24 protein-coding genes and 2 pseudogenes are annotated in these 20,954 nt (G+C 72.0%); 8 read left to right on the top strand and 18 right to left on the bottom strand.

Features of this window, described 5'->3' with window-relative positions; translation table 11 throughout:
• Positions 1–78: 78 nt before the first annotated feature.
• Together CRP27_RS08710 and CRP27_RS08705 are read right to left on the bottom strand one after the other, a co-directional pair.
• On the bottom strand, positions 79–735 hold the full coding sequence (locus CRP27_RS08710) for a response regulator (protein ID WP_097180249.1): 657 nt from the start codon (positions 733–735) through the stop codon (positions 79–81).
• Positions 732–2,423 carry an ATP-binding protein gene (locus CRP27_RS08705; RefSeq protein WP_097180248.1) on the bottom strand — a complete coding sequence of 564 codons (1,692 nt, stop codon included), beginning with the start codon at positions 2,421–2,423 and terminating at the stop codon, positions 732–734. The genes CRP27_RS08710 and CRP27_RS08705 overlap by 4 nt, the downstream gene beginning before the upstream one ends.
• Positions 2,424–2,576: 153 nt before the next feature.
• Between CRP27_RS08705 and CRP27_RS08700 the strand changes: the two genes are divergently transcribed.
• Positions 2,577–4,082 carry a CitMHS family transporter gene (locus CRP27_RS08700; RefSeq protein ID WP_097180384.1) on the top strand — a complete coding sequence of 502 codons (1,506 nt, stop codon included), beginning with the start codon at positions 2,577–2,579 and terminating at the stop codon, positions 4,080–4,082.
• Between the two features lie 33 nt (positions 4,083–4,115).
• Here CRP27_RS08700 and CRP27_RS08695 read toward each other — a convergent pair whose 3' ends face one another.
• From CRP27_RS08695 to CRP27_RS18450, 3 genes are all read right to left on the bottom strand, one after another.
• Positions 4,116–4,553 (bottom strand): hypothetical protein, encoded by a 438-nt coding sequence (locus CRP27_RS08695; RefSeq protein WP_097180247.1) that lies wholly within the window; start codon positions 4,551–4,553, stop codon positions 4,116–4,118.
• 80 nt (positions 4,554–4,633) lie between these two features.
• Entirely contained in the window at positions 4,634–6,088 is a 1,455-nt protein-coding gene (locus CRP27_RS08690) for a phospholipase D-like domain-containing protein (RefSeq protein WP_255257496.1), read from the bottom strand.
• 27 nt (positions 6,089–6,115) lie between these two features.
• Positions 6,116–6,277, bottom strand: a complete 162-nt coding sequence (locus CRP27_RS18450; RefSeq protein ID WP_255257495.1) for a hypothetical protein — start codon at positions 6,275–6,277, stop codon at positions 6,116–6,118.
• Between the two features lie 58 nt (positions 6,278–6,335).
• Here CRP27_RS18450 and CRP27_RS08685 point away from each other — a divergent pair, with 58 nt between their 5' ends.
• Positions 6,336–6,758 (top strand): hypothetical protein, encoded by a 423-nt coding sequence (locus CRP27_RS08685; protein WP_097180245.1) that lies wholly within the window; start codon positions 6,336–6,338, stop codon positions 6,756–6,758.
• Positions 6,759–6,771: 13 nt separating this feature from the next.
• Here the strand turns inward: CRP27_RS08685 and CRP27_RS08680 are convergent, their stop codons facing one another.
• The gene (locus CRP27_RS08680) at positions 6,772–7,392 is read right to left on the bottom strand and encodes a CoA pyrophosphatase (RefSeq protein WP_097180383.1); all 621 of its coding nucleotides are present in this window, start codon (positions 7,390–7,392) and stop codon (positions 6,772–6,774) included.
• Between the two features lie 198 nt (positions 7,393–7,590).
• Here CRP27_RS08680 and CRP27_RS18210 point away from each other — a divergent pair, with 198 nt between their 5' ends.
• Positions 7,591–7,758, top strand: coding sequence for a hypothetical protein (locus tag CRP27_RS18210; protein ID WP_176505525.1), 168 nt, complete (start codon positions 7,591–7,593; stop codon positions 7,756–7,758).
• Between the two features lie 281 nt (positions 7,759–8,039).
• Here the strand turns inward: CRP27_RS18210 and CRP27_RS08675 are convergent, their stop codons facing one another.
• Together CRP27_RS08675 and CRP27_RS08670 are read right to left on the bottom strand one after the other, a co-directional pair.
• On the bottom strand, positions 8,040–8,333 hold the full coding sequence (locus CRP27_RS08675) for a hypothetical protein (protein ID WP_097180244.1): 294 nt from the start codon (positions 8,331–8,333) through the stop codon (positions 8,040–8,042).
• Between the two features lie 121 nt (positions 8,334–8,454).
• Positions 8,455–9,183: an SDR family oxidoreductase gene (locus CRP27_RS08670; protein WP_097180243.1), complete on the bottom strand. Its 729-nt coding sequence runs from the start codon at positions 9,181–9,183 to the stop codon at positions 8,455–8,457.
• 92 nt (positions 9,184–9,275) lie between these two features.
• Between CRP27_RS08670 and CRP27_RS08665 the strand changes: the two genes are divergently transcribed.
• Complete coding sequence (locus CRP27_RS08665) at positions 9,276–10,142, top strand: LysR family transcriptional regulator (RefSeq protein WP_097180242.1); 867 nt, start codon at positions 9,276–9,278, stop codon at positions 10,140–10,142.
• 29 nt (positions 10,143–10,171) lie between these two features.
• Here the strand turns inward: CRP27_RS08665 and CRP27_RS08660 are convergent, their stop codons facing one another.
• The 8 genes and pseudogenes from CRP27_RS08660 to CRP27_RS08630 all read right to left on the bottom strand — a co-directional run bounded on the left by CRP27_RS08660 (position 10,172) and on the right by CRP27_RS08630 (position 15,434).
• Positions 10,172–10,513 carry a hypothetical protein gene (locus tag CRP27_RS08660; RefSeq protein ID WP_141399720.1) on the bottom strand — a complete coding sequence of 114 codons (342 nt, stop codon included), beginning with the start codon at positions 10,511–10,513 and terminating at the stop codon, positions 10,172–10,174.
• Positions 10,510–11,100, bottom strand: coding sequence for a hypothetical protein (locus tag CRP27_RS08655; protein WP_141399719.1), 591 nt, complete (start codon positions 11,098–11,100; stop codon positions 10,510–10,512). Before CRP27_RS08655 ends, CRP27_RS08660 begins: the two co-directional genes overlap by 4 nt.
• Entirely contained in the window at positions 11,097–12,998 is a 1,902-nt protein-coding gene (locus CRP27_RS08650) for an alpha/beta hydrolase (protein WP_097180239.1), read from the bottom strand. The genes CRP27_RS08655 and CRP27_RS08650 overlap by 4 nt, the downstream gene beginning before the upstream one ends.
• Positions 12,995–13,324, bottom strand: coding sequence for a hypothetical protein (locus CRP27_RS18205; RefSeq protein WP_097180238.1), 330 nt, complete (start codon positions 13,322–13,324; stop codon positions 12,995–12,997). The genes CRP27_RS08650 and CRP27_RS18205 overlap by 4 nt, the downstream gene beginning before the upstream one ends.
• Before the next feature lie 75 nt (positions 13,325–13,399).
• A complete protein-coding gene (locus CRP27_RS08640) occupies positions 13,400–13,906 on the bottom strand; it encodes a hypothetical protein (protein ID WP_141399718.1) in 507 nt (168 codons plus the stop codon).
• A gap of 23 nt (positions 13,907–13,929) precedes the next feature.
• Positions 13,930–14,079, bottom strand: a pseudogene (locus tag CRP27_RS18360) (DivIVA domain-containing protein); the annotation flags it as partial.
• Positions 14,080–14,088: 9 nt separating this feature from the next.
• Positions 14,089–14,184, bottom strand: a pseudogene (locus CRP27_RS18355) (DivIVA domain-containing protein); the annotation flags it as partial.
• Positions 14,185–14,234: 50 nt separating this feature from the next.
• Entirely contained in the window at positions 14,235–15,434 is a 1,200-nt protein-coding gene (locus tag CRP27_RS08630; protein ID WP_176505524.1) for a glycosyltransferase, read from the bottom strand.
• Positions 15,435–15,505: 71 nt separating this feature from the next.
• On the opposite strand from CRP27_RS08630, the gene CRP27_RS08625 reads away from it, so the two are divergent.
• The 3 genes from CRP27_RS08625 to CRP27_RS08615 are packed head-to-tail and all read left to right on the top strand — an operon-like array spanning position 15,506 to position 18,241.
• Positions 15,506–16,504: an NAD(P)-dependent oxidoreductase gene (locus CRP27_RS08625; RefSeq protein ID WP_097180235.1), complete on the top strand. Its 999-nt coding sequence runs from the start codon at positions 15,506–15,508 to the stop codon at positions 16,502–16,504.
• Positions 16,497–17,303 (top strand): MBL fold metallo-hydrolase, encoded by an 807-nt coding sequence (locus tag CRP27_RS08620; RefSeq protein ID WP_176505523.1) that lies wholly within the window; start codon positions 16,497–16,499, stop codon positions 17,301–17,303. Before CRP27_RS08625 ends, CRP27_RS08620 begins: the two co-directional genes overlap by 8 nt.
• Positions 17,300–18,241 carry a 3-oxoacyl-[acyl-carrier-protein] synthase III C-terminal domain-containing protein gene (locus CRP27_RS08615; protein WP_097180233.1) on the top strand — a complete coding sequence of 314 codons (942 nt, stop codon included), beginning with the start codon at positions 17,300–17,302 and terminating at the stop codon, positions 18,239–18,241. Before CRP27_RS08620 ends, CRP27_RS08615 begins: the two co-directional genes overlap by 4 nt.
• A 58-nt stretch (positions 18,242–18,299) precedes the next feature.
• Here CRP27_RS08615 and CRP27_RS08610 read toward each other — a convergent pair whose 3' ends face one another.
• Positions 18,300–19,643 (bottom strand): NAD(P)/FAD-dependent oxidoreductase, encoded by a 1,344-nt coding sequence (locus CRP27_RS08610; RefSeq protein ID WP_097180232.1) that lies wholly within the window; start codon positions 19,641–19,643, stop codon positions 18,300–18,302.
• Positions 19,644–19,849: 206 nt separating this feature from the next.
• A complete protein-coding gene (locus tag CRP27_RS08605; RefSeq protein ID WP_097180231.1) occupies positions 19,850–20,203 on the bottom strand; it encodes a hypothetical protein in 354 nt (117 codons plus the stop codon).
• 137 nt (positions 20,204–20,340) lie between these two features.
• On the opposite strand from CRP27_RS08605, the gene CRP27_RS18200 reads away from it, so the two are divergent.
• A complete protein-coding gene (locus tag CRP27_RS18200) occupies positions 20,341–20,928 on the top strand; it encodes an LppP/LprE family lipoprotein (RefSeq protein ID WP_176505522.1) in 588 nt (195 codons plus the stop codon).
• The last annotated feature ends 26 nt before the right edge of the window (positions 20,929–20,954 follow it).

Genomic DNA, 20,954 nt, shown 5'->3' with positions numbered 1-20,954 from the left:
ATCCGGGCGGCAGCCACGATACGGAGCACGCCTCCGTCGGTCGTCATCCCCGCGACGGACATCGGCCGTCCGGCCGGGTCAACGACGGGTGTACCGGTGCTCCGGACGCCCGGCCGCGCCGTACCGGAGCTGCATCGCCGCGGTGCCGTCGGCGGTGAGCTGCGCCAGGTACCGCTGCGCCGTCGCCCGGGAGACCCCGATGCCGGCGGCGACCTCCGCAGCCGACCGCTCGACGTCGACCGACAGCTGCTCGAGCACCAGCGCCGCGGTCGCCGCTCGTGACGGGGAGGCACCAGCAGCATCGCCGGAGTGCAGGATCCGGAACGCCCGCTCGACGGCCTCCTGGTCGAGGGTCGCGCGCTCGTCCAGGACGTTCCGGAAGCGGGCGTACGACCGCAGTCGCTCCGCGAGCAGCGTCGACGGGAACGGTTTGAGCAGGTAGGCCAGGGCACCGCGGCGCATCGCCCGGCGCACCGTGTCCGAGTCCGACGCCGCGCTGAGCACGAACGCGTCGGTGTCGACGGAGCGCAGCAGGTCGAGTCCGCTGCCGTCCGGCAGGTACACGTCGACGAGCACCAGGTCGACCACGGTCGACGCGAGCACGGACCGTGCGGCCGCGAGCGTCCCGACGGGGTCGAGCGCCCGGAAGCCCGGGACCTCGTCGACCTGCCGGCGGTGCAGGTCGGCCACGTGGAAGTCGTCGTCGACCACCAGCACGGTGAACGTCGCGGTCACGATGCCACCACTCCTTCGAGTCGGGCGCAGAAGACCGCGCCGTGGTCGTCCCCACCGGGGGACGCGAGCCAGACGTCGCCACCGCGTCGTCGAGCGATCTCCCGCGAGAGCGGCAGGCCGATCCCCAGACCGTGCACCTGCGCGGGATCCCGAGGAGCGCCGGTGTCCGGCCCGCCTCGCGTGAAGAGGTCCTCCCCGGACACGACCCCTGGTCCGGAGTCCATCACCGACAGGTGCAGCGTCTCGCGGTCGTCGAGGACCTCGACCTCCACCCACGGCGACGGGTCGTCACCGCCGAGCGCCGCCGTCACCGCGTTGTCGACGAGGTTGCCGAGGACGGTCGTCACGTCCCCGGGCTCGGTGATCGTGCCCTGCACCAGGGTCTCCGGTCCGATCCGGAGCAGGACTCCGCGTTCGGCGGCCTCGACGCCCTTCGCGCCGAGGAACGCCTGCAGGTACGGCTCGGTCAGCCGATCGGCGTGCTGCACCGGGTAGTGCAGCGGCCCGCGTTCCTGCACGTCGGCCAGGTACGCCCGCGCCCGGTCGGCCTCACCGGTGTCGAGCAGGCCGGAGATCGCGTGGAGGCGGTTCGCGAACTCGTGCCGCTGGGCGCGCAGGGCGGCGCTCATCGAACCGACCGCGTCGAGCCTGCGGGTGAGGGCCTCGACGTCCGTCCGGTCGCGCAGCACGGCGACCCGACCCAGGTCGCGTCCGTCGCGGTGGACCGCGCGGACGTCGACGAGCAGCACCCGGTGGCCGGCGACGATCGTCGCGCTCGAGGGGACGGGCGCGGAACGGTCGAGCATGTCCGCCAACGGAGCCGGCAGTGCGAGCGACGGCAGCGCACGCCCGACCGGTCGGGTCAGGTCGAGCAGGCGTGCGGCCTCGTCGTTGCAGACCGTCACGGCCCCCGACGGTGCGATCGCGATCACGCCTTCCCCCACGCCGCCGAGGACGGCCTGCTGGTTCTGCACGAGGGTCACCAGGTCCTCGGGCTGCAGCCCCAGGGTGAGCCGGACGAGGCGTCGGCGGAGCAGCACCGACGCGATCACCGCGAGCAGCACGGCGACGAGTCCCGCCCCGACGACGGGCACGCTGTCCTCGACGAGCGTGTCGTACACGCGGGCCCGGTTGAACCCGACGCTCACCTCGCCGACGACGGGCAGCGGACTGGAGGCGCGGCTCGTCGCCGTCCCGCCGGCTGCGGGTGCGCGGACGGGCACCTTCGCCCGCGCCGACTCGCCCAGGGTGCCGCGTGCCCAGGACACGGACTCGCGGCCGTCGAGGGCCTCCTCCGGCGAGGTGCTCACCATCTGCCCGATCCGGTCGGCGTCCGGGTGGGCGAGCCGGATCCCGCGGTCGTCGGTGACGACCACGAACAGCGCTCCCGTGCGCCGCTGGGTCGCGCGTGCCGCCCGTTGGACCGGGCCGTCGGCGAGTGCGGCTCGGTCGAGGGAGGTGCCGTCGACGCTGAGCCGGGCGACCTCGGAGCGGAGGTCCTGCTGGGACGCCACGCTCTGCGCGATCGCGAGGGCCGTCCCCTCCGCTGCCCGTTCGAGCCGGCCGACCTCGATCCGGACGAACACCGCACTCGTCAGCGCGATGACCGCGACCACGACGAGGAGCTGCAGCAGGAGCACCTCGGTGGCGAAGCGGAGCCGTGGGCGCCGTGAGCGGTCGTCGGTCACGGGGACAGCGTACGGATCGCGAGCCGACGCTCGTGAGCAGAACGCGCAGAAAGCGGTCAACGCGCGTTGGTGGGCCAACGCGCAGAAGCGAGCCGTGCCTCCAGGCCGGGTCGTAGCGTGCCCGGACTGCTCGACACGGACGAAGGAGTCCTGATGCTCGTCATCCTCGGCTACGCGATGGTCCTGACCTTCATGGTCCTGATCATGACGAAGCGCATGTCACCGGTGCTCGCCCTGATCATCGTTCCCACCGTCTTCGGCCTCTTCGCCGGCGCCGGGCTGGGGCTCGGGGACATGGTGACCAAGGCGATCGGGACGCTCGCCCCCACCGCGGCGCTCCTGATGTTCGCGATCATGTACTTCGGGCTGATGATCGACGTCGGCCTGTTCGACCCGCTCGTCCGGTTCATCCTGCGCGTCACGGGGAACGACCCGGCGAAGATCGTCCTCGGGACGGCGCTCCTGGCGGGTGCGGTCTCGCTCGACGGCGACGGATCGACCACGTTCATCGTCGTGACGGCGGCGATGCTGCCCATCTACCTGAAGCTCGGGATGAGTCCGGTCGTGATGACCTGCGTGGCGGGACTCACGAACGGGACACTCAACATCGTGCCGTGGGGCGGACCCACTGCGCGTGCCGCTGCGGCGCTCGGGATCGACCCGACGGACATCTTCGTGCCGCTCGTGCCGTCCCTGGTCGTCGGACTGCTGCTGTGCTTCGGGTTCGCGTGGTCGATGGGGCTCCGGGAGCGCAAGCGCCTCGGGCTGATCGAGTTCACCACGGCGGCACGCGGTGGACGGGAGCCGGCGACGGCCGGTGCGTCCGCTGGCTCGCGTGCCGGGTCCCGGATGCTCGCGGCCGTCGGCGGCACCGGCGGTGGCATGTTCACCAGTCCGACGGTCGCGCTCGGCCTGCGTGGCGGGAAGGCGGACGGACGCCGCGCGGACGGCGAGGGCGTGGACGGACCGACCTCGTCCGGTGAGCCCGACGGTGCCGGCACGATGGCCGAGACGATGCTCGACCCGAACCGCCCGACGCTCCGACCCGGCAGGATCTGGGTCAACCTCGGACTGACCGTCGCGGTCATGGTCGCCCTCGTGGTCGGACTCCTGCCGCTCCACTTCGTCTTCATGATCGGCACGGCGATCGCGCTGCTCGTGAACTTCCCGCAGCTCAAGCAGCAGACCGCGCAGATCGTCGCGCACGCGCCGAGCATCGTCGGCGTGGTCTCGATGGTGTTCGCGGCCGGGGTCCTCATCGGCGTGCTCGACGGCACCGGCATGGTGTCCGCGATGGCCGACTGGCTCGTCGCGGTCATCCCCGACTCGATGGGGCCGTACCTGGCGGGCATCACGGGTCTGCTGAGCATGCCGCTGACGTTCTTCATGAGCAACGACGCGTTCTACTTCGGCATCCTGCCCGTGCTCTCCGAGAGTGCGGCGTCGTTCGGCATCACGCCCGCGGAGATGGCGCGGGCATCGGTGGTCGGGCAGCCGGTGCACATGCAGAGTCCGCTCGTCCCGGCGATCCTGCTGCTCGTGTCCCTGGCGAACGTGAACCTCGGCGACCACCACAAGAAGGTGCTCTGGCGGGCGGCGGTGGTCGCCGTGGCGATGCTCGCGGTGGCGATCGTGGTGCGGGTCATCCCGTTCGGCTGAGCGCCGGTGGTGCCTGCACGGCCGCGTGGGTCGTCACAGGAACAGGTTGCCGCCGCTGGCGATCTGGAGCGCGACGACCGCCCCGGCGAAGACGCCCAGGACGCCGAGCAGGGTCGCGAGGGCCACTGGCCATCCGGTGCGCCGACGAGCACGGCGTGCCGCCGCTCCGACGATCCCCCCGACGAGGACCACGATCGTGAGTGCGAGGTGCCACCCCGCCACGATCGTCCCGCGGTCGGGAGCAGTGGCGCACCCCGGGTCGGGAAGCGCGCACCCGGTGAACGCCAGCTGGCCGACCAGGATGCCGAACCAGGCCGCGGGACTCACGAGGACCGCCGCGCCGAGGAGCAGGACGGTGGCGACGAGGTCGGCCGTCCCCGGGACCTGAGCGCTCCGGACCCGCTCGGCGCGTGCCGGGTGCAGCTCCAGGTCGTCCCCGGGATCGTCCCACCAGTCCTCGCGTGCCCCCACGCGTCCACCGTAGGCGACGGCGGTGGACGACCGCGGATGTCGGACTGGAGGCGCGGGGCGGGCCCGCACCGCGCCTCCAGTCAGAAGCGGGTCGAGCCGCGCATACCGCGGGGCCGGCCGTCCGGGTCGACGGCGATGCGCGCGGCGGGGCGCGCCCACAGGCGCTGCAGCGCCGAGACCGGCTCGGGCTCGTGCTGCCGGATGCGGCCGGCAGGGCGGGGGCCGAACCGGCCGTCCTCGTCCCAGTGGTCGACCGCGCGGGCGTGCGAGCGCCAGAGTGCGAGGAGTTCCGCACCGGACCCGGCGAACCGTTCGTCGTCGGGGGTCGTCGCGAGGTGTTCCGCCCAGAGCTCGTGGCGGAGGTCCCGTGCGAGCGAGCGTCCGTCCTCGCTCGTGTCCACCACGGCGCACGTGAGCTCGCTGTCGGAGGTCCACGAGCGCCGGTTGAAGTTGTCCGACCCGATCGTGAACCACTCGTCGTCGACGATGCAGACCTTCGCGTGGATGTAGATCGGGCGGCCCGACTCGTGCTCCAGGTCGAAGACGCCGACCCGGTCCGGGGCCGTCCGGCGCAGCGTGCGCAGCGCGTCGAACTGTCCGAGCCGGCTCGGCGGACCACCGAGGGCACCGTCGGAGTTCGGGTACCGCGGCACCAGGACGATCACGTGCAGGTCGGGGTTGCGCTCGAGGGCCTCGGCGATGCCGGTCGCGACCTCGCGGGACCACAGGTACTGGTCCTCGATGTAGAGCAGCGACCGGGCCCGGGTGAACGCCTTCGCGTACGCACGTGCGATGCTCCGCTCGCCGAGCGGAGCGAACGGGAACGGCGGGTGCTTCACCCCGTAGGTGCGGAGGAGCTGCACGGCGTGGCTCCCCGCAGCCGGGGGTGGCGGCGTGCGCTCCGGCAACGGCTCGGGGCGACGGGGCATGTGGACGAGACGCTGCAGGAGCATCCGGTACGGCAGACTGCGGTCCAGCGGGAGCGGGTCGTCCCACCGCTCCGCGAACACCGCGAGCACGTCGGCGACCACCGGGCCCCGGAGCTCCATCGACGCGTCGTGCCAGGCGGGGCGCTCGCCGTAGCGGGCGTCGATCGACACGGGCTGCGGATCGCCCTCGTGTGCGGCGTCGTCGCGACGGCTGTGGCACAGGTCGATGCCGCCGACGAACGCGACGTCGCGGGACGGGTCGGCACGGTGCTGGATGACGAAGAACTTCTGGTGGTGCGAACCGAACACCCGAACCCGCTGGTCGAGCAGGACCTCGCCGCCGGCGTCGTTGATCTTCCTGCCGAGCAACTCGTTCGAGCGGGCGCTGATCGAGGCGGAGATCCGTTCGCCGTGGGAGCGCCAGATCAGCCCGCGGACCTCGACGCCCCGGCGCGCGGAGTCGGCGAGCAGCTCGCCGATCGTCGGGCCGTCGGGCAGCAGGCGCTCGTCGGCGTCGCCGCGCCAGTCCGCGAAGAACACGCGGTCGCCGGGCTCGAGCGCGGACAGCTCGGCTTCGATGCGGGCGAAGTAGGGGGCGCCGTGCACCAGCGGGCTGACGTGGTTGCCCTCGGACTACGGGGCGGCGTCGCGGCCGGTGTCGCCCTCGGCGTCGGGGGCTGCGCTTCCGGTGTCTGCGCTCGTGGCGTCGTCGCTCGCGCGCCCGGCGTGGATGCTCGTGGCGAGGTTGCCGCGTTCCTCCCTCGAGAGGAACCAGTCGCGCGGGTCGGTGGGCACAGTCGAACAGTACGTGACGGTGTGGCAGGGTGTGCGCAGGGCAAGGGGAGGGGAAGCCGTGCGGAGGACGATCGGTGCCGGGGCGGGACTGCTGGTGCTGCTCGTCGCGAGCCTGACCGGCTGCGCGCTGCAGACGAGCTCCTGCCGCGACTACGTCCAGCTCGACACCGACGAAGCGTGGACAGGCGAAGCCGCCCTCGTGGTCGACGCCCGGGTGAGGACGACCGACCGGACCGTGGACGTCGACGGCGTGTACCGGCTGCACGCTGCCACCGTGACCGACGTCCGGAAGGGGACCGCGCCGGCACGCACGCTCGACGTGTTCGCACCGTCGGACCAGTGCACCACCGGTGGGCAGGCCGTCGAGTACTCCGAGGGGGATCCGCTCGACGAGCCCGGTGCCTACCGGCTGTACCTGCACGAAGAGCGCGACGGGCTCTGGCGGCTCATCGTCCCCGACGCCGTGGAACGGCTCGACTGATCGTCGGAGCCCGTCACGTCCGTCGGCTCGGCAGGGCGATCTCGCGGCGGTCGTCCCACGGCTCGGCCCAGCCGAGGCGGTCGAAGAGGGCGTCGAGCAGCATCGCCGTGAACCCCCAGACGACGTGCTCGCCCGACGCGTCGTCGACCGTGAACGCCGGGCCGCGCCACTCCTGCCCGCCGCGGCGGATGACCGTCACCCCGCGGTGTGCGGGGTCCAGCAGGTCGGCCACCGGGGCACGGAACACCGCTGCGGACTCGGCCTCGTCGACCACGCGCACGGCGGAGGACTCCCGCCACCACCCGAGCACCGGGGTGACGAGGTGCCGTGAGAACGCGAGCGGCACCGGGGCGATCGTGCCGAGGACGTCCACACCGGCCGGGTCGAGTCCGGTCTCCTCGCGTGCCTCGCGGAGGGCGGCGGCGATCGCGTCCGTGTCGCCGGGGTCGACCCGGCCACCCGGGAACGCGACCTCGCCGGGGTGCGCGCGGAGCGTGGCGGCCCGGGCGAGCAGCAGGACGTCGAGGTCCCGGGTCACCGACGCGTCGTCGGCGGCACGGTCGCTCGGAACGTCGTCGAGCTCGCCGAACAGGATGAGGACCGCAGCGTTCCGGGAGGCATCGGCCACGGGCATCCCGGTCACGAGCGGCGCGGCGCCCGGTCCGACGAGCGCGGACAGCTGCTGACGCGCCGAGTTCACGTGGTCAGCCTAGGCGCCGGGCCGTCCACAAGGCGTGCCCCGAGGGATCTCGTCAGGGACGGCACGTACGTTCCGAGTCAGCAGCACCGGAGCCACGGCGGTTCCGGGTCGACCACTGCGAGGGAGCAGACCATGAGCGACACCGAGGGCACCACGCCGGAGAACGACTCCGAGGGCACCCCGAAGCCGGACGGCCTCGGCGAGGACGGCACCATCCCCAACGAGCCCGACGGTCTCGCCGCGGGACACGTCGGGGACGACTCGCACTTCAACCCGGAGGAGGACGGCGACGCGGAGTAGCCCCGCGTGGCTCAGCGCCAGAACGCTCCGAGGCGTGCGGCGAGCGCCGCGCCGAGCCGGTGACCCGCGAGGGCAGAGTCCGGGCGGCGGCGACCACCGGAGTCGCGTGATCGTGGACGGCGAGGGAGCGCCCACTGTCGATGCTTCGTCCATGGGTCGCACCTCCTGACGTCGGGCCACGGCCTCGGAGACGGGAGCACCTGACCGACGAAGAGGCCCTGCTCACCTCCGAACCGTGCGGAGCATGAGCAGGGCCTCGTCGTCGCCGCGATGGCGGTGGGTCAGCAGTTGTACTTGTAGGTGGTGTTCGAGGACAGCCACCCGATCTGCGACTGGTAGACCCACAGCGTGCCGACGTACTTCGTCTTCGACCCGTTCGTCCGCCCCCAGATGTAGTACGTGAGCGGAGTGGTGAACACCTGCTGCGTCCCCTTGCTGCAGTTCGGGGCACCCTTCGCGCCCTTGTTGAGCGTGATCGTGTCGGCGCTCGCCGTGCTGGCTGTCCCGAGGACTGCTCCGCCGACCACTGCGACTGCCACCGCCATCTTGATGCTCCGGCTGAGGATGTTCTTCATGAGGTCTCCGCTCCCTTGCGAAATTCCGAGTATCTCTCGGATGTCGCCAAAACCTATCGCGGTTCGCAAATGAATCGCAATCGGAATTCGGTTTTTCCCGCCTCGTGATTCGGGCTCGAGGTCACCAGGGGACGACGCCCGCGTCCTCGAAGAACCCGCCGCGCGGGCCGTCGTCCGGCAGGGTCGCGAGCCGGACCGCGGTCGCGGCACCCTGCGCCGCCGTCCGCTCGCCGGCGAAGCCGTTGAAGTCCGTCGCGACGAGGCCCGGGCACGCGGCGTTCACGATGACCGGGGTGTCCGCGAACGCACGGGCGTACTGGGTCGTGATCCCGTTGAGGAACGTCTTCGACGGCGAGTAGGCCGCCATCACCGGGCCGGGCTGTCGACCGAGCGAGCCCATGCTGCTCGACGCGTTCACGATCCGCGGCGCGGGGGAGCGGCGGAGCAACGGCAACATCGCGTTCGTCACCCGGATGACGCCGTACACGTTGACGTCGACGACCTGCCGGACCACGTCGAGGTCGAGTGTCGTCGGGTCCTGCGTCCACGTGACCGGGTCGAACGGACCGGAGATCCCGGCGTTGTTGACCAGGACGTCGAGCCGACCGAAGCGCTCCTCGACGTCGGTCGCGGCAGCGGTTACGCTCGCGTCGTCGGTCACGTCGATGCGGACGCCGTCGGCGTCGATCCCGCTCGCGCGGAGCTGCTCGACGGCCCTGCGGCGCGCGTCGTCGTCGCGGGCGCCCACGAGGACGCGGAGTCCCTGCCGGCCGAGCCCCTCGGCGATCGCGTAGCCGATGCCCTTGTTGCCGCCCGTCACCAGGGCGGTTGTCGTGTTCTCGTTCTGCATGGCTCGATCGTCCGTCCGGAGCTCGCTCAGCGTCCAACACCGATCCGGTCCGCTGTGGTACCCGACGGGTATCGCGGACGTAGGCTCGGCCCGTGGACGATGTCGAGACCCGTGAACTCCGGTACTTCGTCGCCGTGGCCGAGGAACTGCACTTCGGCCGGGCGGCGCTCCGGCTCGGGATGGCACAGCCGCCCCTGTCACGGGCGATCCGGCAGCTCGAGGAGCGTGTCGGCGCTCGGCTGTTCGACCGCGACCGGCGGGGCGTGCGCCTGACGCTTGCCGGGGAAGCGCTGCTCCGCGAGGCTCCGGCAGCTCTCGACGCCGTCCGGGCTGCGGTCCGCCGCGCCCGTCGTGCCGGTGCTCCCGAGCGCCGACTGGTCCTCGCGACGAAGGCCGGATCGTCGCACGAGTTCCTGCAGGCGCTGCTCGACGCCGCCCCCGACGACCTGCCGGTCGACGTCACCCTGTGCGAGATCGGGGAGCAGGCAGGACTGCTGCGCGACGGCACCGCCGACGTCGCCGTGATGCACCGACCGTTCGACGACTTCACGGGCATCGACGCCGTCGACCTGTACTCCGAGCCCCAGGTCGCGATCGTCCCGGCGTCGCACCCGCTCGCTCGACGGCGGTCGCTGACGATGGCCGAGGTCTCGTCGGTGCCGGACCTCCCGATGGCTCGCTGGCCGCTCGCTGACTGGAGCTACCCGCCCGGCCCCGGGCCGGAGGTGCACTCGCAGTCCCAGCTCGCGCAGCTCGTCGCGCTCGGGCGGACGCTCCTGGTCATCCCGCGCTCGAGCCGAGCGTGGCAGTGGCCCGAGCACGTGGCGGTACCCGTGCTCGACGCGCCCCTCGCGACGACTGTGCTCGCGTGGCCGGCAGGTCGGTCGACGCCGTCAGTGGGGCGACTCGTCGAGACGGGACTGCGGATCGGTGCGGCGGAAGCTGCCGCAAGCGCCTGAGCGTCTGCGCCGGGCCGATCGCGGGAGTCTCAGACGGCAGTGCTGAGGATGGCCAACCCGACGACCAAGCCCAGCCCCTGCAGGATGGAGAGCGCCGCGACGACGATGCCGATGATGCCGGCCGTCCGCGCGAGTGGCCGCCGACCGCGCACCGTGTGGAGAGCAATCGCCGTCCAGATGAGCAGTCCGACCTGGACCAGGGCGATCACCGCGAGGAGCCAGATGTGCTCGATCGCACCGCCTGCCACCGCGGCGGAGACGATGCCGAGCAGGACGGCACCGAGACCTGGTCCGGCGATCCACCAGCCGCGGGGGCGGTCGAGGCGCTCCTGCTCGCGGGCGAGGTGATCCGCCCCCATCTGGGCGCTCACGGGGTGGCCTCCGCCGAGGGACTCGATGCGCCGGGGATGTCGGGCGGGGTGTTCGTGTGCTTCTCGGCGTACTTCTCGCGGTTGAGCTGGTCGACGTCGCCGGGGGTGCAGGGGGTCTGGATCTGCAGGGAAGAACCGTTCTCATTGGAACGGAAGCGAACGAAGAAGCCGGATTCCAGTGTGGAACCCCCGGGGTACCGCAGCTGGACGCCTGGGTAGTCGCCCGTGGTCGCAGACCGGTCCGCCGTCCACCCCTTCGCCTGCCAACGCGTCGACAGGTCCGCGAGCACCCGGTCACGGTCGGCGACGGTCGTCCCGGGTCCGAGCCGCGTCAACACCCACTGAGCTCCCCCGGATCCGCACGCACGCGCCGCGGTGTCGGAGGCGAGCCAGCTTCCGCCGATGACTTCCTGGGATGCCTCGGCCTCGGCGTTGAATTCGTCCCACACCTGCTTCGCAGCGCTGTTGTTCGACGCGGTCATACGTGGCTCCTTCGGTGCGGGATCGCTCGCGCACCCCGTCAGGGCGAGTCCTGCTGCGAGGAGCGCTGCGAGGGTGACGAGGCGGCCCGTGCGTTCTCGGATCATGGGATGGCATTCCCTTCGGGCGTGTACCCGAGACTCGTGCGGGCAGTGTTGTACAGCGAGGTCGTTCCGGCATCCAGGTACCCGTGTGCGTCACTGTCCTCGCCTGCGATCTTGGCCTCAGTACCCGGCGTTGCCGGGTGACCGTCAGACCCAGCGTAGGGCTCTCCGTTGATGACGTCGGGATCGGACGAGAAGGTTCGAGCACCCCAGGACGGATCTCCGGGATTGAGTCGGTGCGTGCTCGGCAGGGTGAGGATCTGGTCTCGCGTCGAGGTGAAGGGGTTTCCGGTGTCGATGGGTTGGCGCCCGAGGACGTAGCCCCACGGAGTCTCGACGGATCCCCGGCCGATGTTCGCGACGAGGTCGGTGTTGGCCTGCGAAGCCCAGACGTGACCGTTCGGCACCTCGACCGCGTGCACAGTCGGCACTCGCCCGTCGACGCCAGCGGAAGCGAGCAGGGTCAGGTTGTTCACGGGGGTCTTCGCCGTCGCCAGCGTCGCAGTCGTCGTGCCGTAGGAGTGAGCAACCACCGACAGGTGATCTCCGCCGTTCCAGCCCCTGGTGCCAGAGACGTCTCCGAGGAATCGGCTGAGGTTCTGAGCGCCCGCTTCGGCCTTCGTTGAGGCGAGCACCTCGACGCTCGGCGGCATGTCGGGGGTGTCGTAGCCGATCCACGCGACGGTGGCGATGTTCGTGCTTGCATGCGCCTCTTGGGCAGCGACGCGCTGCTCACTCAACAGGTTGTCCGCGCCACCCGCCCATCCCTGCATGCTCTCGGCCACGGTGTTGCCCATCCCCGGCACGTTCACCGTCACGTTCGTCGCCGTGTCGAGGTCACCGATCGCCACGGCGGCGAGCGGCGGGTGTCCGAGCGTCAGCGAGACGATCGTTCGCGGCGCCGAGGCAGTGCCCGCCAGCAGCGTCTTGTCGAGGGCTTCGAGCGATCCCACGATCTCCGACAGCCGCGCGTACTCCGCTCGTTCGGCGGGCGTCAGCTCGTCGTTCCGGGACACCTTGCCGGAGAGCTCTCGGTAGCGCGCCTGTGCCTTCGGGAGCTCCGTGTCGAGCGTGTGCTGGTTCGCACGGCCGCGGTCGGCGTACAGCACACCCCCGAGGTTCCCGACCACTGTCGACAGACCGGTCACCAGCGCGGTGCGATCATCCGCGTCGAGGCCGGCCCACCACGCCTTGACGTCGTCGGCCGACGGCGGGTGGTCGAGCAGCCGCTGTGCTTCCCCAGGGTGGTCCGCGGCCCACTTCCGGAGCGCGTCCGGCCCTTGCGCCGCGAGGCCCGCGAGCAGCGGGAGACGTCCGGCATCCCGGAACGCACGAGATGCCGCGCCGAAGTCGATCCTGGCGAACGGCGCGGCGAGCATGCTGCCACCGAGCGTCGGGAACAGCCGTGGAGCGCCCCCGATCTGTCCGCGGATCGCCTGGGCGAGGTCGTCCTGCGCCGTTCGCCAACGGGTGTGCAGTCGACTCGCCCGCGCGTGCAGATCGTCGTTCGCGGCGCGGTACTCGTCGGGGACGGCGTCGTCGCTGTCCGATGCCGCGACGCGCGCGCGCAGTTCTTCGATGTCGGCCAACAGGGAGCGACGGGTCCGGCGGATCGTGGTCACGTCGTCGGCGAAGGTCTCGAGCGCCGTGGCCACGGAACCGGCTGCGGTCGCGAGCCCATCGGCCGGTCCGGTTGCTGCGCTCATCGCGTCGGACAGGGCGTCGGTCGCGCCGGGCGAGGAGAGCACGCCGTCGATGCCGCTCCACGAGCGCTGTGCGTCCTGGGCAGCCTGGCGCACTGCATCAGTGGAGGTCCGCAAGGCGGTCGCACTGTCGTTCACCGCTGCGGCCGTCGGTGTCACGGTCGGCAGCGCGCTCTCGTCGATGAGTGTCGCGCTCACTTGACGGTCCGCCCGAAGCCGCGTGGCGTACTCGCGGTGGCGTGGTCTGCCATCCCGGCGTCTGCCTCGGCGAACGCGTTCATCGCGCCGGTTGCGGCCCTGATCGCCTTCTCGACGGCGCCGACAGCGTTGGTCGCGTCACCCTGTCGCGCGCCGAGGAACCCCTGGGCAGCGCCGGCGGCGTCAGTTCCCGCGAGCGCTGCGACGACGTCCCGGAGCGCGGTGTCCACGTCCGCTGCTGCGTTCTGCATCGACGACCCGGCCGTCGCTGCATCTCGGACGATCGCCTCCGACCCGGCGATGTCCACCTTCCACCCGTTCCCCATGGTGCCCCCTTGTACGCAACATACTACGGAACCGAGCATCCGCTGCAAGTCGAGCGACGACGTCCGGTGGAGAACTCAGTCGTCAGCGGTCGCGGGCACGGTCGGGGTACTCGATTCCAGGTCGAACCGGTAGCAGGCGCTGTACGCCTGGATGATCGACGCTCCGTCGTCCGCGTTGAACGCGGCGAAGCGGTTCAGGGGTCCGGTCCCGACGACTTCGGTTCCGCGGCGGATCTCGGCGTCGAACCCGTTCGCCGTGAGTTCGTCCCGGAACGCGCGGGCGGCGGCACGCGCGTCCGAGATCCCGCTCCCGCGGATCTCACGGGTGATCTGGATGCCGCCCTCGCCCGATGCGGTGCTGCAGGTCCGGAATCGATTGACCATCGTCTGACCCCAGGACGCTGGGGCCGCCGCCTTCAGCGCGTCGAGCAGGTCCAGCTGTTCGGTGTTCGCCGACTCCGCGGTCATCGAGCGGCCCTGGGTCCGCTGCGCGTCGCCCGGTGCTGCCGATGCGCAGCCGGTCAACGCGACGGCGGCGACGAGCACCGTCGCGGCGACCGGCCAGCGCTGCGTCGTCCCCACGAGCACGGTCAGCGAGTGGCGTGCTGGCGGAGCGCGACGACGATCTCGTCGAGGAAGTCGTCGACCTGGTCTTGGTCGTACCCGTCACGCCAACGAGTGGGGCGGAACCGGGTGTTGACGACGTCCTCCGGGGTGAGCGCGTCGACCGGCCGCCCCTGCTCGTACCCAGCCAAGACCGCCTGGACCCGATCGAGGAAGTCGTCGACCTCCCCCTGGTCGTAGCCCTCTCGGAACTTCGTCGGCTGGAACCGCTTGGCGGCCACGTCCGTTGCGAGCATGTCGTCCCCCTCGTTGTGCTTGCCAGGACATCCTGGCACGAGGGCCGTGCTCAGCGGGCCACGACGGATCGGTACACGTCGACGACCGTCTCGGTGCGCTGTTCGATACGCGGTCGGGCGGCGATCATCACCTCGGACGCCCGGGCGATCGCGTCCGGATCGTCCCGCAGTCGCCGGACCTCGGTCGTGATGCCGTCCGCGTCGGGCGTCACCGTGCGGAAGCCGCCGCCGTCCGGGACCACCTCGGCGAGGTCGGGGTCGCAGTACAGCACGGGGAGCCCGGTGGCGATCGCCTCGAGCATCACCATGGGCTGGTTGTCGAAGTCGAACGAGCTCGAGACGAGCAGGTGGGCCGAGCGCATGGCGGCGAGGACCTCGGGGTGTGGGGCCGAGCCGTGGAGCGTGACGGGTGCCCCTGCGGCGGCGCGGGCGATCGCCGCACGCGCGACCCCGTCGCCGTACACGTCCACGTGGACCCCGCCGGGGAACGCGTGCGCGGCACGGACCAGGACGTCTGGACGCTTCTCGGGGGAGAGCCGCCCGACCCACACGATGCGCAGTGGCTCGTCGGGCCGGAGGGTGCGGACGGGTGCATCGCCGATGCTGTCCAGCACGGACGGCTCGATGCCGTTGGTGAGCACCGTGACGGGCGTCCGGACACCCTGCGCGACGAGCTTCGCCGCGAAGTGCTGCGAGGGCACGAGGACGTGGTCGCTCGCGCGGGACTGCGCGAGCATCACCCGCCACATCCGTCGCGCGGTGCGGGTGGCCGTGTAGGGCGTGTCGCCGGCGACCTGGATCCCGGCGGCGCTGACCTGCCGACCGTGCAGCGCTGCGAGCAGGATGGTCGTGACGGCGGGGAGCGGCAGGACGTTCCGGGTGTAGACGTCGATCCGGCCGTGCATCGTGTGCACGACCGGGACGCCCAGGTCGTGCGCGGCGCGGATGGCCCCGAGCGCGGCGAACATCTCGGAGTGGGTGTGCACGACGTCGATGCGGCGCGCGGCGAACTCACGACCGAGCACCTCGCGCAGGCGTCGCGGCGACCACGCGAACGGGTACCCGTCCGGCCGGAACACGCTCGAGACCGGGAGCCCGACGACCTCGGGATCGTCGGACGGACCGGTCAGCGGGCAGAAGACGATCGCCTCGTGTCCGTCCGCTCGGAGGCTCTCGGCCAGGGCCCGGACCGCCGTCTGCACCCCGCCGAGCGTCGGCAGGTAGTAGTCGGTGACGAGGGCGATCCGCACACGCGTGAGCCTAGGGGAGGAGCCGGCGGTGCCGAACGACGGCATCGCGGGCGGCACCTAGTATCGGTGGGATGGGGGAGAGCGCGCTCGTCACGGGTGCCAGCGGGTTCCTCGGCGGCCACGTCGTCCGGGACCTGCGGGCGCACGGCTACGCGGTGACGGCTGCTGGTCGGCGTGCCGCGGCACTGCCCGAGGGTGCGACCTTCGTCGGTGACCTCGACGACCTGGCCCGGTTCGACCTCCCGGTGGACGTCGTCGTGCACTGCGCTGCGCTGTCATCGCCGTGGGGGCGGTGGTCGGAGTTCGAGCACGCGAACGTCACCGGGACGGCGCGGGCGTTCGAGTACGCCCGACGGGTCGGTGCCCGGCGGTTCGTGCACGTCTCGTCGCCCGGGATCTACGCCGCACCGCGAGACCGCGTGGCGATCCGGGAGCACGAGGTCGACCCGAGCCGCCCAATGAACCACTACATCCGCTCGAAACTGCACGCCGAGGCGCTGCTCCGCGCCGCAAGCGGCCGCAGCGACCGCAGCGACCGCAACGACCGCAACGACCGCCCCGAGGTCGTCGTCCTGCGTCCGCGCGGCATCATCGGACCGGGCGATCCCGCGCTCGTCCCGCGCCTGCTCCGCGTGCACGAACGGGTCGGCGTCCCGCTCATGCACGGCGGCCGTGGCCTCGTCGACCTGACCGCGGTCGAGAACGTGGCGCTCGCCGTCCGGCTCGCGGCCGAGGTGCCCGAGGCGGCCGGACGCGCGTTCAACATCACGAACGGTGACCCGCGGCCGTTCGTCGACCTGCTCGACCAGCTCCTCACCGGCCTCGGGCTCCCGCTCCGCCACCGGCGACTGCCCGCACGTGTCGTCTACGGCGTCGCGGGCTTGCTCGAGGCGGTCTGCGGGGTGCTCCCTGGCCGTCCCGAACCACCGGTCACGCGGTACACCGTGTCGACGATCACGCACTCGCAGACCCTCGACATCACCCGGGCTCGCGAGGTGCTCGGGTACGAGCCGACGGTCACCCTCGACGAGAGCCTGGCGAGCTACGCGTCCGGAGCCGACCGTGCCTAGCCTCCGCGCCCTCGCCTGCGGCACGACCGTCCACGGCGTGCACCAGCTCCTCCGCGGCGCTCCTCGCGAACGGCGGGTCTTCCCCGCGAACGCCTTCCTGTACGAGGACGGCGACCGCCGAGTCCTGTTCGACACCGGCTACGCCCCGCTGCCCTGGCGCACCGGACCCGCCGGGTGGGCCTACCGACGACTGCTGCCGCCGACGGTCCCTCCGGGCGCGAGCATCGGCGAACAGCTCGGAGCGGGAACCGCGACCGTCACGCACGTCGTCCTGTCCCACCTGCACCCCGACCACATCGGCGGCCTCGCGGCGTTCCCGCACGCCACCGTCGTCGTGACCGAGCCGATGCGACGGACCATGGCGGATCCGACGCTGCGTGCTGGTGTGCTCAAAGGGCTGCTGCCCGCCGGGCTGGAGCCGCGCCTCCAGGCCGTGCCCGACCGGGCGTTCCGGATCGACGCGACCACGGGGCTCCGGACCGTCGACCTGTTCGGCGACGGCACCTACCGACTCGTGGACCTGCCCGGCCACGCCGACGGCCACGTCGGCGCGCTGGTCGACGGCCACGTCCTGCTGGCCGGCGACGCCGCCTGGGGACGCGACCTGCTCGGACACGAGGCACGGATCCGCCCGGTCCCGCGCGCCGTCGCGCACGACGCGGCGGCGCAGGCCGAGACCGCGCGGCTCCTGCTCGACGCCGAACGGGCCGGGGTCCGCCTGCTGTTCAGCCACGACCACCACCCGGTGGACACCGACCTGCTGCAGGACCAGCGCACCGACGAAGGGGGACCGTCATGAGGAGCTGCCGGATCAGCGGATGGGGCACGTCCCTGCCCGAGACGACGGTCACGTTCCCGTCGAGGTCGGGCGCCGTCACCCGGTACCGGATCGCCGACGACGTCTCGCACCTCGACATGCTCGCGACGGCCGCCGAGCGGGCCATCAGCCACGCGGGCATCAGCCCGGATGACGTCGACTGCGTCATCGCCGCCTGCGCGGCCGGCGTCCAGCCGATCCCGTGCACCGCTGCGCTCGTCATGGAGCGGGTCGCGCCGGGTGCCCGTGCTGCCGCGTTCGACGTGAACTCGACGTGCACGAGCTTCATCACCGCGGTCGACGTCGCCTCGCGGTACCTGGCGGACGGCGAGTACGAGCGCATCCTGATCGTGTCCGGGGACGTCGGCACCCGGTTCCTCGACCCCGAGCAGCGGGAGTCCTTCGAGCTGTTCTCGGACGCTGCCGCGGCGGTCGTGCTCACGCGCGGCGACGACGGGCAGGGCGTGCTCGCGAGCCTGCAGCAGACCTGGCCGGAGCACGCGCACGACACCGAGCTGCGGGGCGGCCTGTCCCGGTACCCGGCGCAGGACTACGCCGACGGTGACCCCGCCGACTACCGGTTCGACATGCACGGACGGCGCGCGCTGATGGGGATGCTGAAGGTGCTGCCCGGGTTCTTCGACCGGTTCTTCGCGAAGGCGGGACTCGGGCTCGAGGACGTCGACCTCGTCGTCCCGCACCAGGCCAGCGGTGCGCTGGGCATCGCGATGCGGCGGATCGGGATCCCGTCGGGGGCGTACGTGGACGCGGTCGCGGAGTACGGGAACATGGTGTCCTCGTCGGTGCCGTACACGCTGGCGCGCTGCCTGGACGACGGGCGGTTGTCGCGGGGCGACACCGTGCTGCTGTGCGGCACGGCCGCGGGCCTCACCGCGAACGCGCTGGCGTTGCGGCTGTAGACGGTACCGATCGTCGGACTGGAGGCGCGGTGCGGGCCCGACCCGCGCCTCCCGTCCGTCAGGTGGTGCCGCTCAGGGCACCGGACCAGAGCCGAGCGATCGGCACGTCCCGCCCGAGCACGCGTTCCGCCGCGCGGTGGCCGGAGTGCAGCGCGCCCGCGACCGTCGCCGGGTCGTCGGTCCAGGTGGCCTCGCCGGCCAGGTGCAGCCGACCGCCGACCGGCACCGCGAGGTCGTCGTGGTCGTCGGTGGTCGACCCCGGGAGCATGTGCGCGTACGACCCCCGCGCGAACGGGTCGTCATGCCACGCCGTCACCTGCACAGACGTGGGTGCGGGAACGTGGTCGCCGTACAACCGCCGCAGCTGCTCGAGCACGGAGGCGGCGACCTGCTCGTCGCTCCACCCCCGGATCGCCCGGGCTGCCGGCCCGGCGGCGAAGGTGAGCAGCGTCGGCACACCGTCGAGCCGGGTGAGGTCGTACCAGGAGTGCCACCACCGGCCCTCGGGACCGAGCTGCCGGATCGCGGCGACGTCCTCGCCCCAGAACCGTTCCGGGAACCGCAGGACGACCTTCTCGAACGCGTTCATCCGCAGCCGTCCGAGGGCCTGCCGGTGGCGTTCGGGCAGTGGAGGCTCGATCACGAAGTCGTCGGACTGCAGGACCCCGACCGGCACCGTGACGACGACGGCAGCGGCGTGGAGGGACCCGTGATCGATCGTGACCTCGACGCCGTCGTCGCCGTGGTGCACGCTGTGGACGACGTGGCGGAGTCGCACGTCGAGTCCCGCTGCCAGGCGCGTGGGCAGCGCGTCGTAGCCGTCCGGGAACACCACCTCGTCGCCGTCGATGCTGTCGTCGTCGAGGCCGTGCGCCGCGAGTTCGTCGCTCGGGACCCCGTACTGCTCCTCGCTCCGGTGCTCCAGGTGTTCGCGGACCCGTTCGGCCCGCGACGCGTCCCAGCCCTGCAGGTCGACGGCGCGCTCGACCACGTCGCGGTAGGTGTCGGTCGGACCCGATCCGGCCACGACGTCGGCCAGCGTGGCGTCGACCGTGTGCACGTCAGCGGCGAACCGTCGGGTGGCGTCGTCGTCGAGCCGGTGTCCGTCGGCTCCGTGGTACGCGATCGGGCGGCTGTCCACCTGGTAGCTGCCGACCGTGAACTCGACGGTGCGGATGCCGAACGCGGCGACGGCCTCGGCGACCGGGCTGCCGTCGACGCCGTGGATCCACGAGGCGCCGAGGTCGGTCACGTGTCCGCCGGTCCGGTCGGAGTGGACTCGGCCGCCGATGCGTTCGCGGGCCTCGAGCACGACGACCCGACGGCCCTCGCCGGCGAGCAGTCGCGCGGCGGTGAGCCCGGCGACCCCGGCTCCGATCACGACGACGTCGACGGTCTCCATGGTGCGGCTCCTTCCGGGACTGCGCCAAGACTGGCACGGACGGCGGGGTGCTGGGCGGACTGCGTCGTCCGGGCGTCGAGCTGCCGGGCGGTCTGCGTCATGTGCGCGTCGTGGCGACGAGTGCGCATGGTGGACCGTGCGCACCTGTCGTCGACGCGAGCAGACGCAGCGGCCGGACGCCGCGCCGCAACGCCGCCCGCGCAGGATCAGTGCCGCGGGCTCCGCCGTCGGCCGAACAGTGCGGCGAGGAGCCGGGGCAGACCGGGCCGCGGACGTGCCACGGGCTTCGTCTCGATCGAGCGGGTCGGCGCGCGGAACGCGAGGTCGTGCAGCATGTTCCGCTTCGAGCCGTCCCAGTTCGCGAACAGGTACGCGCCGCCGAGGAACGACAGGCTCCGGACGGGCGTGCGCTTCCAGGAGTCGGCCGCGACGTAGTACCCGGCGTGCCCGGCGTGGATGTTCTTGATCACGGTGTCGACGTCGATGACGCTGGTGGTCGTCACGACGGCGGTGATGCCCGTTCGGTCACGGGCGACGTACTCGATGAGGTGTTCAGACACGAAGGGGCTCTTGGTCGCAGTTCGTCCCGTCGGGCCCGGGGAACGCGAGCACGACGAGGCATGGCCGGAATCGTCGTTGCTTCCGAACCCAAGAATACGCCGTGAACTCTGCGAACGGCGAGGAGGAATCTGTGGGCATGCGCATCACCAGGACCACCGGGGGACTCCTGTTCGTCGCGGCGCTCGCCGCGGGCCTGACCGGCTGCAGCGGCGGGGGACCGGCCGCGCCGACGGTCACCCGGACCGTGACGGCCACCCCGACGGCCAGCGCGACGGCAGCAGCGGAGACGCCCACGCCCACGCCGACCCAGACCTGCGGTCCGTCGAGCGGCGCCGAAGCAGCCTCGCGGGCGATCGCGGACCTGCCGCTGCCGACCGGCCTCGAGGACGCCGAGTGGGACGCCGCGAACTCCGACTACTCCGGCTACGACGCGTGCGCCCCGCTGTCCTGGTCGCTCGTGAACCTGGACCACGCGACCGGCAGCTCACCGGTCGCGATCCTGCTGTTCCACCAGGGCCGGTACCTCGGCACCGCGACCAAGGAGGCCTACTCGTTCGTCCCCGACGTCGCGCGCACCGACCCGTCCACGATCGCGGTGACCTACCACTACGCGAAGCCGGACGAGTCGACCGCCGAGGCGAGCGGCCGCACGAACGCCACCTTCACGTGGAACGACAGCACCGGCCGCGTCGACATGAGCGGACAGACGCCGCCCGTCGGCTGACGGTCGTCCGACGCCCTGCCTGCCAT

It is taken from the genome of Curtobacterium sp. 314Chir4.1, from assembly GCF_900215175.1.
Taxonomy (GTDB): Bacteria; Actinomycetota; Actinomycetes; order Actinomycetales; family Microbacteriaceae; genus Curtobacterium; species Curtobacterium pusillum_A.
The sequence above is the reverse complement of the archived record's forward strand: the minus strand, read 5'-3'. Positions and strand labels throughout refer to the sequence as shown.